Below are 12,517 nucleotides of genomic sequence, written 5' to 3'. Positions count from 1 at the left end.
AGGTGAACGAGGCGCTTAGGCTTGACGCATTTTTTGTATGGCTAGCTTAATATACGGATCCATATTATCTTGACGCAGTAACCAATCCTGATAATCCAGTGGTAATTCCGCCATGGACAAGCCTTTATGCTTACCAAAAGGCATAACGCTTGGTAAGCGAGCGATTTCAGACTGTTCCCAAAGCTGCTCCCACGTACTTACAGCTGTGGGCAACAAAGGGATAAGTTTTTGTAAGATATATTTGCAGTTTTGCACATCTGCTAAGGCTGAATGCGCCTTTTTAAGGCGATCACGCGCATGAGGTCTAAAGAAATAATACATCAACGCCGATTGGCTATGACTGTCTAAGTCAGGTAGCACCATACGACTTAGGGCTAGGGTGCAGATACGTTTTACTTCAGGTTGTTGCGCTACATTCCAATCATAATCTACATTATGACCAATCATATAAGCGGCATCAGTGGGAAAAGTGAAATCCGTACAAGGTGGGCAGTCAGCGAGCTCTTCATCATAAATGTGATGCACGGCTAGGGCACCCAAGGTGTTTGGGTGGCCAGGCTTATAACGTTGCTCAAATTGCGCCACTACCTGTAAAGCAGTGGGCTCTGTGACTTTTAACCAGGCAGCTTCTATGATGTCAGGTTGCTCGGAACCGGTAGTTTCAGTGTCAAAAATATAAGCGTTCATTTAATAAATTATCCTACTTGAAAATGGCCCTCAGGGTAGCGAATACGACTGCGGCGTCTAGTGGCCAGAGTATAAACCAACGTGAGTGGCCCCAAACGTCCTGCAAACATTAAAATGGTGAGTATAAATTGACTGGGGGTAGAAAGTTCGCCCGTAATACCAAAGCTCATGCCGGTGGTAGTGATGGCTGACATCACTTCAAACATCACACTTTTGAATTCTAAATTATCAAAAATAGTAATGGCTAGTAGCCCAAAGAAAAATAAAGCTGAGGTTACAAGCACCAAAGAGAGGGATTTTTGTACCGTTTCTGCAGAGACGGTACGGCTCATAAGCACCACTTCTTGACGATGGCGTAAATAGGAAAACAACGCCGCTAAAAGCACAATGAATGTACCCAGTTTAATACCACTGGCGGTACTGAGTGAGCCACCACCTATAAACATATACACCATAATAACCAAGATGGAGCTGTCTTTCATTTGGCTGGGTTCCATGGTGATCAGACCCGCCGTGCGGCTAGAAATAATCTGAAACCACGAGGCGGTGGCTTGTTCTAAAGTGCTTAGGTAGGCAATGGTATTGGTATTGGTGTATTCAAAGCCCCAAATGGCTAAAAATCCAATAATATTTAAGCAAAGGGTGCCTATAAGTATGGCTTTGGTATAAGGTGAAAATAAAGACCAATGTTTTTTATGCAGTATATTCATGATTACCGGAAAGCCTAGGCCACCTAAAGCGATCATCAGCGATAAGGTAAAGACACTGATGGGATCATGCACAAAACCAATTAAACTGTGATCATATAAAGACATACCGGCATTATTAAACGCCATGGTCACATGAAAGTAAGCTTGGTAGGCAGCCGCTTGATAGCCCAGGCGTGGTCCCCACCATAAACTTAGTAAAACTACCGCGATGGCTTGAATGGTAAAGGCTATTTTCAATACTGAAAATGCCGTTTGTTTAATGCGGGAGACGCTGGTTTGATTAAAGGCTTCTAGTGCTAAGGCTTGTTGTTGTAGGCTGATACGCTTGCCTAAGGTAATGGCTGCCAGCACCGCAAAAGTAACAAAACCCAAGCCGCCTATTTGCACAAGTACAGTCAGTAGTATTTGCCCTCCCAGAGTTAACACCGTAGCAGGCTCAATCACGGTAAGCCCCGTAATGGTAACGGCAGAGGTGGCGGTAAAGAACGCATCAAACCACCCTATGGGACTACGGGTGGCAAAAGGCATTTTGAAAAGTACGGTTCCTAGAGCAATAAGACCTAAAAAGCCGAGAGCTAGCACCATAGGGGGGCTGGCTTGTAAATGGGTTGAGGCCCTTTTTGGTTTTTTTCGAAGTAGCCTAAATGGCCAAAGACGTAACATAGAGGGGGGCATCTCTTAGATGAGTTTAGGTGCAATGTTGCGTAAGGCATTTAAGGGGCCAAAGAGCACTAAAATATCTTTGGCTTGTAAAATAAAACTATCATCAGGACGCATTAAGACTTCTTTTTTTCGTTTAATTAATAAGACCTCAACGGCAGCATTATCTTTATGCAAAACAGCGCCAATACTGATCTCGTCTAAACGCTCACTGGCCGTTATTTCTACAATATACTCGCCATTGCCTAAGGAAATATAATCGTTAACCATTGGGTAACTGAGCATTTGCGCCACGCGTATGCCCATTTCCTCCTCGGGGTGAATAATACGATTAACCCCTAGCTTACTTAAGATAAGGTGTTGTGCATGGGAAATGGCTTTAACCCAGATTTTTTTAACGTCCATGGCTTTTAAATGAATCACACACACGAGACTGGCTTGTATGTCATCGCCAATGGCAATCAGCACCACGTCATAATTATCTAAACCTAGCTCATTAACTGCTTGTCGATCTGTCACATCAGCAATGACGGCACGGCTGAGTCTATCTGCATATTTATCTACTACCTTCGTGTTGGTGTCTACACCTAAGACAGAATGCCCCATATTCATTAACTCCAAGGCCGCTGCCGAGCCAAAGCGGCCTAAACCTATCACAGCAAATTGTGCCATATCAACTCCTTCATAAGTCTTATGTCGTAGTGGTTTAGTGGGCGTTGAGCGATTCAGGCCAAGTAAAACTCAATTGGTGCCCCTGTCGTTTGACGGTGATGGCCTGGTGTATGGTTTTGCCTTCATAGGTCACGTAGATTTGATAGATGCCCGGGTCTATATCAAGTAAGCAAAAAGGGCCATCACTATTGATGTTTAGTACCGTTTGATCATAGTCATTACGCATTACGACTTGTACATCGGCGATAAAAGCGATTTTATTACCTTGTTTTTGTCCAAAATTAAAACTTAAGGGGTAATGAGAGCGTGCTGCTCTAAAAAGGGCGGCTTGATCACTGCCTATGCCGCCGCAGATGTACGCCGTAGCTTGATAAAATTGCACCGCAGGTAAGGTGTTGGCAAAGACGACAGGGCTGCACAAAGCGATCAGTAGCGAGCTAATCCAGAGACGCATAACAATTCCTTGAAACATGTTTTACACTAGTTTAACAAGGTGTGCTGGTTTTAGCGGGTTAAAACATCAAAGGCCAACTATGACGCTCAGTTTCTACTCCCATGGAGTTATAGCTGCATTCATTAAATACACTGTAGCCACTGTTATCAACAGCCCACACCGCTGAGCTGCGTGTGCCGTAAGCACTATTTATAATAAACGGGCTGCTCACTAAAAGTTCTATTTTGGTCTCTAAACCGGTGTTGGGCAGTTTAGTGAGCGGTGCTTTTTGTTCATCACGTAAAAGGTGATAGGCGGCATCCACATCCATAAACTGCTGAGCTTGTACATGTTGCTTTAAGTGCTGTTGTAAGCGCTGGCTTTTGGGCCACGGGGTATTGAGTAGATGATTACTCACCACGTAATGGCCTGCGGGTAAATTGCGTGGGGGCATATCACTACGATTACTGTAGTAGTAACATTCAAATTGTTTGGTCTTCGCTTGCCATTGACCGATGATGAGGTTAAAGCCTTGATATTGATCTGCCTGTTGGCTGACGCGATGCATGTAATCTTGGGCAGATAGCGTGGGGACGGCGTTTAAAAAATCTGTACACAAAGCCCCTCGACTGCGCTCCAATCCCGTGGCGGGTTGCATATCACGGTAATTAGTAAGTAAAGCAAAACGCCCATGGCGCTGCACCGCAAACCACGTGCCGCCAGCCTCTAAGTCTTGACCACCAATTATTTCAGGGTTCTTGGGCCAGGGCGCAGCTGCACGAGTAGGCCGAGCATGGGCTTCGTCACGGTTTGCTGCAATAAATAAGGGCCAGTTAGGGTCTACACCCACGGCCAAATATGCAATACACATAAATAGGGAAAAATAAACAGAGACGACTTAAAGCATAGCGAGTTTATTTGAGCCTTCGACTAAATGACGTAACCGGATAGCGTCTGCTATGCGTGAGGCACGTCCCTGAGCGTTTAAAAGCACAATGGCAATGTCACGCCCTTCAAATTTAGTCATTAAAACTAAACATTGGCCGGCTTCATTAATAAAACCAGTTTTGGATACTTGTATATCCCACTTGTCATTTTTTACAAGGCGATTGGTATTGCCAAAGATGAGTTGCCGTCCCGGTTTAGGCTCTACAATATGTTTTTCACTCGTACTGTACTTATGAATTAATGGCTGTTTGGCGGTGGCTTGCATCAAAGCCACCAGATCTTGTGGGCTGGAAACATTTTCACTAGACAGCCCAGTGGGCTCCACAAAACGCGTTTGTCTCATACCTAGCGCGCGTGCTTTATCATTCATGGCGCGCACAAATGCTTCCAATCCACCTGGGTAATGGCGTCCTAAAGCATTGGCTGCTCGGTTTTCAGAAGACATAAGAGCCAAGTGCAGCATATTGGCTCTGCTGAGTTTTGAGCCAACTGTTAAACGTGAGGTGGTGTTTTTTAAGTGATCAATATCGTCTGTGGTGATTTCTAATATTTCTTGCATATCAAGCCCCGCTTCAATCACGACTAAGGCCGTCATTAGTTTAGTAATGGAGGCAATGGGGCGTACTTCATCACTGTTTTTTTGATACAGTGGCGTGGCGGAGGCTAGATCTTGTACGTAAGCAATTTCTGAACGTAATTGCGCGGGGAGGCTTTGCAGTAAAGGGGTTACGGAGACAGCAGGGGGTGCTTTAACGGGCTGCAGATTATTAGCATAATGCGCATATGGCGTGTGATAATAGACGGTGCTGTTTTCGGTATCTTGTGCGTGCAAAGGCATGGTAATAAATGCCAGTAATGCGGTCAGAAAAAAAGACAAATGCATAAGTCATACCTTGGGTTCGTTAACTACACTATGTATATAGTGTAGATGGTAGCAGATATCAGAATTAGCGTGAGATTAAAGTGAGATTAAAAACAAAAAAATGATACCAAAAATACGTACTAAATATAGTAATCATCGTAACACGTGCAGTATAAAGAATAGATTTGTCTGCGGTGCCGCTGTGGTGATGTTTTGCGCCTTGTTTAGCTCTGCCTTACAAGCACAAAATGCCTGGGCGTTTGATACAGTAAGCCCTCCTATTTATCGTTTAAAGCAACCTATACTGCAGCCCTTTCATACCACAGACTTAGCTAATCCGCCTGCTGAAGGAGCCATGATTAAAGCCATTAATGTGCAAATATCACCTTCAGCCAGTGCGTGGGTAGAGAGTCGATTGTGCACGGCAGATTTACAAAACTGCTTACCCGTTTATGGGGGCAGGCTGTATACCAAAGCCTTTAATCAGTTTGCAGCTACTACGCCTTTAGTAGTGGTGCATCAAGTACAAGCTTGGAATGGCGCTTATCCACCGATCTATATCAAAGCTCAGTTAAATATCTGGTGGTAATACGAGGTCTGACATAGAGAGTTAAGTGGACGTGTGTTAACATTTTTACCCTTGCATACATTCTCTTACTTGCCTCAGGTTTTAGGTAGTTCCATTCATGAATCCATCCACTCTAATAGGGATCGTCGCCAGTACAATTTTACTGGGCGTGGTGATTTTCTATACAGCGGTAGACCCGTCTTTATTCTTAGATATTCCTAGTATTTTAATTGTCTTGGTGGGTACCTTAGCTGCCACTTTTATTAGTTACCCTTTAAGCGAAGTAGTACGGATTTTTGGCTTAATACGTATTGTGATGCGCAATGAAAAGCTTTATACCCAGCACGATTTAGATGAATTGATTGATATTTCTCGCCTTTGGGCTGGAGGAGATATTCGTTCTGTAGAAAATGCCCTTGAGCAGGTTTCAAATCCTTTTTTGAAAACAGGTGTGCAGTTAGTGATTGATATGACACCTGAAGAAGAAATTTTAGAATTACTGCAATGGCGAATTTCTAGAGTACGAGCCCGTGAGCATGCCGAAGCGCAATTATTTCGAGTGATGGCCAGTTATGCGCCAGCATTCGGCATGGTGGGCACCTTAGTGGGCTTAGTGAACTTAATGTTTTTATTAGGTGATGGGGATATGGCGTTGATTGGTCAGCAAATGGCCTTAGCGCTCATGACCACTTTTTACGGTATTTTGTTTTCTAACTTGCTCTTTAAACCTGTGGCCGTAAAGTTAGAACGCCGCACCGAGCAGCGTTTAGTACTTATGAATATGGTGCTGCAAGGGGTTTCTATGATGAGTCAAAAGCGCGGTCCAGCCATGATGCGTGAGACCTTAAACTCCTTTATGGCGCAATACCATGATGAGATTAATGACGGCAATGGGCGTTATGACTACGAGGATGATTAATGAGTGACGATAATCAGCTACTTAGTCAGCTAACTGCCAAAACTAAACGTTTAGAGGCAGAGTTAAAGCTAGCGCGCATGACAAATAAAAACCAAGCTGCAGGTGGCACAAGTAAAGTCTGGCTCGCCTTAGATGATAGTTCGCAGATTAAAGAGGAAGAGGAAACGTGGTTTGCGACCTATTTAGATATGATGACGTTACTCTTAGTTTTGATGATTGTAATGCTGGCTTTTGCTGGTCAAGGCGATTTTATCTCTGGCGCTGATCGGGTCGGTAGTGCGGCAATTACTGGCGGCGCAGGTGATGGTGAAAAACCGGGTGCGATGGTGCAAAAAGAGGGCACGGGGGCGCACTTAGGCGGAGTAAAGCAAGGTGAACATCTACAAAATGAACTGGCTGCTTTAGGTATAGATGGCGTTATTGATGAGGTGGGTGACGAGGAAGACCGTAGCTTAAGTGAGTTAGGCTTTGATCAATTGGGTGATGACATTGATGTGATCATTAATGGTGGCGTGGTGAGCTTTAGAATTAATAGTGAAATTCTCTTTACCTCAGGCCAAGCTGACTTGGGCTTAGCGGGCATTAAAGTATTGAAAAAGTTAGTAGATGTGTTGAAGAAAAATGATTTTCAAATCGCTGTGGAAGGGCATACCGATTCTGTGCCCATTCGGGGGCGTTATCCCTCTAACTGGGAGTTATCTGGTTCTAGAGCGGGCAGTGTGGTGCGTTATTTTGAGGCCAATGGTATTAGTAGTGAGCGTTTACGGGCGGTGGGTTTTGCCGACACACGCCCTTTGGAATCAAATGAAACGGCCGAAGGGCGCGCGCAAAACCGTCGAGTTGAGCTCACGATGGAGATACCTAAGTAGCCGCATCAATGCTTTTGATGTTGGCAAGCTTAGAAAAATCAAAATGCGTATTACTTAAACGTTCCAGAAGCAAGCACAAAATCATAGGCACAAAAGCCGCCACTAAAAAGGATTCTAATAAATAATCCAAGGGGCCAGTAGGAGTAGGGAATAAATACAGTCCTGCTGCCAAGCCCGCTAAAGTACTTAATGTGGCTTGGATACCGCTAATACGACGGCTATACAAGCCATAAAATACCGGAAAAGCCGCCGCTGAGCACAGCAAATCCGCTAATAAAAACAAATACAGCACGCTTAGCCCTTTCGCGGACGTAAACCACACGGGGATGGCGAGCGCCACCATAAGCCAACGGGCTAGGTGCATGAGCTGGGCGCGGCTCAGGCGAGGGAAAATACGGCGAGCATCTACCGCAATAATACTGGTGACAGCGCTAATAGCGGTATCTGCACTACTCATGACTAAGGCTAAGCCTAAGGGGATGAGTAGCACTAAAAACCACATAGGCAAAGTAGGCGCTAGCACATTAAATAGGGCCACCGAGCTATCACCGTCAGGGGTCCATGCCATAAAAGCTAAGCCAAACAAACCCATCACAAAAATAAACGGTACCACGAGTAAACCACTAATGAGAAAGCCACGTCGCATGGCATGGTTGCTTTGAGCGGCGTAAATACGTTGCCAATTGCCTTGGTGAAAGAGTCCCGTTAATAAAATCGCTACAAAAAACGTGAGCCCCGCTTTAATCCCTACACTACTACTAATGTCTAACAGTTGAGGCGCAGAGGCTTGTAGTTTATCAATGGTTAGAGCTGCACCACCGATGGCATTCCAGCCAAAGATCAATAATAAAAATAGTAAAGGTAGCAATACCAGCATTTGCACTTTATCCGTAAAAATACTGGCACGCAAACCACCATACGCGGTGTAAATCAAAGTGGCCACCAGCACTACGGCAGCAGTTACCCACAGCGGAATGGGGGCTACTAAGCTTACAAGTTTTGCCATGGCCGTTACCTCCGCTGTGAGGGAAATAAACATATAAAACAGCATAATAAGCAAAGTGAGTCCATACATGGGTTTACCAAAGCGATGAATCACGTATTCGGTGAGGGTATGGCCCTGTGGGATGAGCTCGCGCATGCGTTGCCCTAAGGGGATCATAGCCAGACGAGGTGCCATGGAGCCCAGCGCATAACCAATCACCGCTCCTATACCACCCCACGTGGCGGCTTGAGCGGGAGAAAATAAAATCCAGGCACCTAAAGACGAAGCGAGTAAGGTTAATATTGTCGCAAAAGTACTTTGGCTATTACGTGCCACAATATAATCTTCTAAACTGTCATTGCTGCGGCGTGCGTACAGCACACCCGCTAAGGCAAACACCGTTGAAAATCCAAACAGCCAAGCAAGTGCAGACCCATGGCTAAGCATATCCCTCTCCATTTATCATTATGTTTTATAGAATTGAATGACGGATTAATGCTTAGCACAGAATATTTCCATTCCCTGCGCCGGCATTATCCGGATCAGGTTCTAAGGGTCGGTAGTCATACCTCTCAGCCAATGTCGGCTCCCCCAGGAACAAAACAAAGAATAAGCGCATTATGAGCAATCTGTCAAATTTTATGCTATGGTTTTTGCCAAACCACTTGGAGGTAACATGAAAAAAACAATAGACATTGATCAGCAAATCGTTTTAATTACGGGGGGGGCTAGGGGCTTAGGCGCCGCCTTAACTCGAGCATTTTTATCGCAAGGTGCCTGCGTAGTTATTAATTACTTAACCAGCAAAGACGCGGCTGAGCAATTAGCTACTACCGCGCCAGATCGGGCGCTGGCCATACAGGCGGATGTAACGGATGCTGCTGCGGTAGAAGCTATGATAGCAAAGGCTCAGGCGCATTTTGGTAAAGCTATTACTACGGTAGTGAACAATGCTTTGCCCACGTTTAGTTTTAATGGGGAAGCACGCCCCCATGCTAATACCTTGACGTGGGATCATATGCAGCAGCAAATGGAAGGCATAGTACGCGGTGCCTTAAACACGACTCAAGCCACCATGGCAGGGATGGCAGAACAAGGCTTTGGCCGTATTGTGAATATTGGCACTAATCTGTTTCAAAACCCGGTGGTACCGTACCATGATTACACGGCCGCCAAAGCTGCCTTATTGTCTTTCACTCGTACCTTATCTCAAGATTTAGGCCCTAAGGGTATTACGGTAAATATGATTTCCGGTGGGTTATTGCGTACTACTGATGCGTCTTCTGCCACACCCGAAGAGGTGTTTGATTTTATCGCTGCTAATACCCCCTTACGAAAAGTGACCGATCCCACTGAGTTTGCGGATACGGCGCTGTTTTTTGCCTCTCCTTGGGCCCGTGCTGTTACCGGGCAAAATCTAATCGTTGATGGTGGTTTAGTAAAAGGTTAATCGTATGAAGCGACAACTCCATTTGAATTTATTTATTTACACCTGCGGTCATCATCGCGCGGCCTGGCGCCACCCTGATTCCCCGGTAGAGCGTTTAGGAGACATTCGTTATTACGAAGAATTAGCGCAAGCCGCAGAACGCGCTAAGCTGGATGCAATCTTTTTTGCCGATGGTCAGTATTTCGGTAATGTAGAAGACGGTCCGCAATGGTTTTTAGAGCCCCTAACCATGCTAGGCCCATTAGCTCGTGCTACGGAAAAAATTGGTTTAATTAGTACGGTTTCTAGCACCTTTCAAACTCCTTTTAACGCCGCGCGTATGTTGTCGTCTTTGGATCATATTTCGGGAGGGCGAGTGGCTTGGAATGTCGTAACCTCTATGTACGACGTAGAAGCCCGAAATCATGGTTATGAATCCATGCCAGACCACGCCTGGCGCTATGAGCGAGCGGTAGAGTTTATTGAAAGCGTGAAGCAACTTTGGGACTCTTGGAGTGATGATGCTTTAGTATTAGATAGGCAGGGGAAGTACGGTGAAGGCAGCCGTGTAAACTCTATTAATTATCAAGGTAAACATTTTTTAGTAGATGGCCCTTTAACCATTCCGCGTTCACCTCAAGGGCACCCGGTATTATTTCAAGCTGGAGCCAGTGAGCAAGGCCGTAATACCGCGGCTCAATTAGCTGAAGCCATTTACGCAGTGGCTTATGATTTACCTGCGGCCCAAGCGTATTACCGTGATGTTAAGCGCCGTATCAAAGCCGCAGGCCGCACAGTGAACGTGCCTATTATGCCAGGGCTGGTTACTTATGTGGCTTCTACCCATGATGAAGCGCTACGTAAGCAACGCGAGTTAGATGAATTATTACCAACGGAAGCGTCGCTAAGACAGCTAGGGATGTTTATCGCGCAAGATTGCTCGGATTGGGAATTAGATGCGCCTGTACCTCAGTTGCCAGCCTTGGAAGACTTTACCGGGCCTAAGGGTCGTTACAGTACGATTTTACGTATTGTGGAAACTGAAAATCCCACTTTGCGTCAGCTCTTAGGGCGTTTAGCAGCGGGCGGTGGGCATTGCACTATGGTGGGTACGCCTGATGTGATTGCCGATCAGATGGAGCATTGGTTTAACAATGAGGGTGCGGATGGTTTTAACTTAATGCCACCGGCTTTACCAGCTAGTTTTACGGATTTTTCTGAGCAAGTGATCCCCGTATTACAACAGCGCGGTTTATTTCGCACCGAATATACGGGTACCACCTTACGTGATCACTTAGGCTTAGCTAGACCCAAAGCTTAGGCGGCAGGTAGGTCTAGAATCATACTGGCAATATTAAAGTAAATCAGTACGCCAGAGGCATCACAAATAGAAGTAATGAGGGGTGCACTGGCGGATGCGGGGTCTTGGTTCAATTTAGTGAGAATAAAAGGTAAAGACATACCAATCACACTGCCTACCATCACAATAATCACCATGGTTAATGACACCACAATCGCTATTTCGTGGCCACCTCGGAAAAAGCCAATAAAAGACACCGCAAAAGCCATACTTAGCCCTAACAGTAGAGCTACTGTTAGTTCTTTACCCAGCATAGAAAACCAATCGCGCATTCGTACATCTCCGGTAGCTAATGCGCGTACCATTAAAGTGGCACTTTGCGATCCTGCATTACCCCCGCTATCCACTAGTAACGGTAGGAAAAACACCAGTACCACCATGCTTTCAATTAGGTCTTCAAAGTGGGCAATACCGGCGCCTGAGAAAATATTACCAAACACCAATATCACTAACCAAAACACCCGGGTTTTGTATAGCATACCAATGCTGGCATGTTTAAGTGACATAGACATACTGCCTACCGCACCCAAACGCATTTGGTCTTCAGTGCTTTCTTCTTGTGTTACGTCTAAGGCATCATCGTGTGTAACTATACCTACCATACGTTGCTCTTCATCGACTACGGGTAGGGCTATGAGGTCATAGCGAGCAATATAATGTGCTGCTTCACTTTGAGCTTCATGAACGCCAGAGCGAATCACATCCTTAATCATAATGTGATTTAAGGTAGTATCAGGTGAGGCCAACATGAGGTCACGTAAGGAAAGCGTACCTTTTAGGTGACGTTGCTCATCAACAATATAAACCTGATAAATAGTTTCTGCATCGGGAGCTACCAGTCGAATACGCTCCAACGCTTCAGTGACAGTGAGCTCTCCAGTTAGACTGATATAGGCGGATGTCATAATCGCGCCCACGGTGCCATCTTCATAGCTGGCTAGTGTGCGTATGTCTTCCCGCTCAGCATGAGCTAATCCCGGTAAGATGCTCTCGCGCTCTTTTTCTGTGAGACGATTGTATAAGTCAGCACGCTCATCGTGATCCATTTTCTCAAAGAGTATGGTGAGCTCAGAGCGACTCATTTTTTGGCCTAAGGCCGATTGCAGTTGGGGTGCTAAGTAGCCAAATAAAGTGGATTGTTTATCTTGGGGGTAGCGTCTTAAGAGTTCTAAGGCGGCGTCTGTGGAGATGTATTCCAGTACAGTGGCCATATCTGGATATGGCAGGGCATTTACTATGCTGCTGGCTTCTTGCCATTCGCTTTGTGCCACGGCGAGTTGCGTGGCTTCGATAGTTGCATCGAGTTTCATCTCAGTGTCCTATTAATTCGTTCGTTTTATTTGATTAAATAGATTGCACTGACTCGGCCACTGTATAGTATGAATAAACAGACACAGCCGACAAAAGAGAGCTAT

General features: G+C 45.5%; 13 protein-coding genes and 1 riboswitch. Of the genes, 5 read left to right on the top strand and 8 right to left on the bottom strand.

Annotation, left to right across the window (positions count from 1 at the left end; translation table 11 throughout):
• Positions 1–15: 15 nt before the first annotated feature.
• From AC2UZJ_RS09405 to pbpG, 6 genes are all read right to left on the bottom strand, one after another.
• Entirely contained in the window at positions 16–687 is a 672-nt protein-coding gene (locus AC2UZJ_RS09405) for a putative quorum-sensing-regulated virulence factor (RefSeq protein ID WP_486949896.1), read from the bottom strand.
• Between the two features lie 8 nt (positions 688–695).
• Positions 696–1,982 (bottom strand): TrkH family potassium uptake protein, encoded by a 1,287-nt coding sequence (locus AC2UZJ_RS09400; RefSeq protein WP_486949895.1) that lies wholly within the window; start codon positions 1,980–1,982, stop codon positions 696–698.
• Positions 1,983–2,075: 93 nt separating this feature from the next.
• On the bottom strand, positions 2,076–2,729 hold the full coding sequence (locus AC2UZJ_RS09395) for a potassium channel family protein (protein WP_486949894.1): 654 nt from the start codon (positions 2,727–2,729) through the stop codon (positions 2,076–2,078).
• Positions 2,730–2,763: 34 nt separating this feature from the next.
• Positions 2,764–3,183: a carboxypeptidase-like regulatory domain-containing protein gene (locus AC2UZJ_RS09390; RefSeq protein ID WP_486949893.1), complete on the bottom strand. Its 420-nt coding sequence runs from the start codon at positions 3,181–3,183 to the stop codon at positions 2,764–2,766.
• A gap of 58 nt (positions 3,184–3,241) precedes the next feature.
• Positions 3,242–4,033 (bottom strand): NRDE family protein, encoded by a 792-nt coding sequence (locus AC2UZJ_RS09385; protein WP_486949892.1) that lies wholly within the window; start codon positions 4,031–4,033, stop codon positions 3,242–3,244.
• A 27-nt stretch (positions 4,034–4,060) separates the two neighbouring features.
• Positions 4,061–4,993: a D-alanyl-D-alanine endopeptidase gene (gene pbpG, locus AC2UZJ_RS09380; RefSeq protein ID WP_486949891.1), complete on the bottom strand. Its 933-nt coding sequence runs from the start codon at positions 4,991–4,993 to the stop codon at positions 4,061–4,063.
• A gap of 181 nt (positions 4,994–5,174) precedes the next feature.
• Between pbpG and AC2UZJ_RS09375 the strand changes: the two genes are divergently transcribed.
• The 3 genes from AC2UZJ_RS09375 (at position 5,175) to AC2UZJ_RS09365 (ending at position 7,328) form a co-directional block, all read left to right on the top strand.
• The gene (locus AC2UZJ_RS09375; protein WP_486949890.1) at positions 5,175–5,561 is read left to right on the top strand and encodes a hypothetical protein; all 387 of its coding nucleotides are present in this window, start codon (positions 5,175–5,177) and stop codon (positions 5,559–5,561) included.
• 97 nt (positions 5,562–5,658) lie between these two features.
• Positions 5,659–6,459 (top strand): motility protein A, encoded by an 801-nt coding sequence (locus AC2UZJ_RS09370; RefSeq protein ID WP_486949889.1) that lies wholly within the window; start codon positions 5,659–5,661, stop codon positions 6,457–6,459.
• Entirely contained in the window at positions 6,459–7,328 is an 870-nt protein-coding gene (locus AC2UZJ_RS09365; protein ID WP_486949888.1) for an OmpA/MotB family protein, read from the top strand. The genes AC2UZJ_RS09370 and AC2UZJ_RS09365 overlap by 1 nt, the downstream gene beginning before the upstream one ends.
• On the opposite strand, the gene AC2UZJ_RS09360 is transcribed toward AC2UZJ_RS09365, so the two are convergent.
• Positions 7,321–8,760 (bottom strand): sodium:solute symporter family transporter, encoded by a 1,440-nt coding sequence (locus AC2UZJ_RS09360; RefSeq protein WP_486949887.1) that lies wholly within the window; start codon positions 8,758–8,760, stop codon positions 7,321–7,323. The two genes, AC2UZJ_RS09365 and AC2UZJ_RS09360, sit on opposite strands and share 8 nt — an antisense overlap.
• A 54-nt stretch (positions 8,761–8,814) precedes the next feature.
• A riboswitch (TPP riboswitch) is annotated at positions 8,815–8,916 on the bottom strand.
• Between the two features lie 73 nt (positions 8,917–8,989).
• Here AC2UZJ_RS09360 and AC2UZJ_RS09355 point away from each other — a divergent pair.
• Both AC2UZJ_RS09355 and AC2UZJ_RS09350 read left to right on the top strand, forming a co-directional pair.
• Entirely contained in the window at positions 8,990–9,763 is a 774-nt protein-coding gene (locus tag AC2UZJ_RS09355) for a 3-oxoacyl-ACP reductase (RefSeq protein ID WP_486949886.1), read from the top strand.
• 4 nt (positions 9,764–9,767) lie between these two features.
• Positions 9,768–11,063 carry an LLM class flavin-dependent oxidoreductase gene (locus AC2UZJ_RS09350; RefSeq protein ID WP_486949885.1) on the top strand — a complete coding sequence of 432 codons (1,296 nt, stop codon included), beginning with the start codon at positions 9,768–9,770 and terminating at the stop codon, positions 11,061–11,063.
• On the opposite strand, the gene mgtE is transcribed toward AC2UZJ_RS09350, so the two are convergent.
• On the bottom strand, positions 11,060–12,412 hold the full coding sequence (gene mgtE, locus AC2UZJ_RS09345) for a magnesium transporter (RefSeq protein ID WP_486949884.1): 1,353 nt from the start codon (positions 12,410–12,412) through the stop codon (positions 11,060–11,062). The genes AC2UZJ_RS09350 and mgtE overlap by 4 nt on opposite strands.
• Positions 12,413–12,517 lie beyond the last annotated feature (105 nt).

The organism is Paenalcaligenes sp. DL 309, from assembly GCF_057475285.1.
This window is presented reverse-complemented; position numbering and strand designations above follow the sequence as displayed.

Coding starts and splice junctions, on each gene's coding strand:
- AC2UZJ_RS09390 (WP_486949893.1), bottom strand. CDS start 3,183: ATGCGTCTCTGGATTAGCTCGCTACTGATCGCTTTGTGCAGCCCTGTC.
- AC2UZJ_RS09350 (WP_486949885.1), top strand. CDS start 9,768: ATGAAGCGACAACTCCATTTGAATTTATTTATTTACACCTGCGGTCAT.
- AC2UZJ_RS09400 (WP_486949895.1), bottom strand. CDS start 1,982: ATGGTGCTAGCTCTCGGCTTTTTAGGTCTTATTGCTCTAGGAACCGTA.
- AC2UZJ_RS09405 (WP_486949896.1), bottom strand. CDS start 687: ATGAACGCTTATATTTTTGACACTGAAACTACCGGTTCCGAGCAACCT.
- AC2UZJ_RS09370 (WP_486949889.1), top strand. CDS start 5,659: ATGAATCCATCCACTCTAATAGGGATCGTCGCCAGTACAATTTTACTG.
- AC2UZJ_RS09385 (WP_486949892.1), bottom strand. CDS start 4,033: ATGTGTATTGCATATTTGGCCGTGGGTGTAGACCCTAACTGGCCCTTA.
- AC2UZJ_RS09365 (WP_486949888.1), top strand. CDS start 6,459: ATGAGTGACGATAATCAGCTACTTAGTCAGCTAACTGCCAAAACTAAA.
- pbpG (WP_486949891.1), bottom strand. CDS start 4,993: ATGCATTTGTCTTTTTTTCTGACCGCATTACTGGCATTTATTACCATG.
- AC2UZJ_RS09355 (WP_486949886.1), top strand. CDS start 8,990: ATGAAAAAAACAATAGACATTGATCAGCAAATCGTTTTAATTACGGGG.
- AC2UZJ_RS09395 (WP_486949894.1), bottom strand. CDS start 2,729: ATGGCACAATTTGCTGTGATAGGTTTAGGCCGCTTTGGCTCGGCAGCG.
- AC2UZJ_RS09360 (WP_486949887.1), bottom strand. CDS start 8,760: ATGCTTAGCCATGGGTCTGCACTTGCTTGGCTGTTTGGATTTTCAACG.
- mgtE (WP_486949884.1), bottom strand. CDS start 12,412: ATGAAACTCGATGCAACTATCGAAGCCACGCAACTCGCCGTGGCACAA.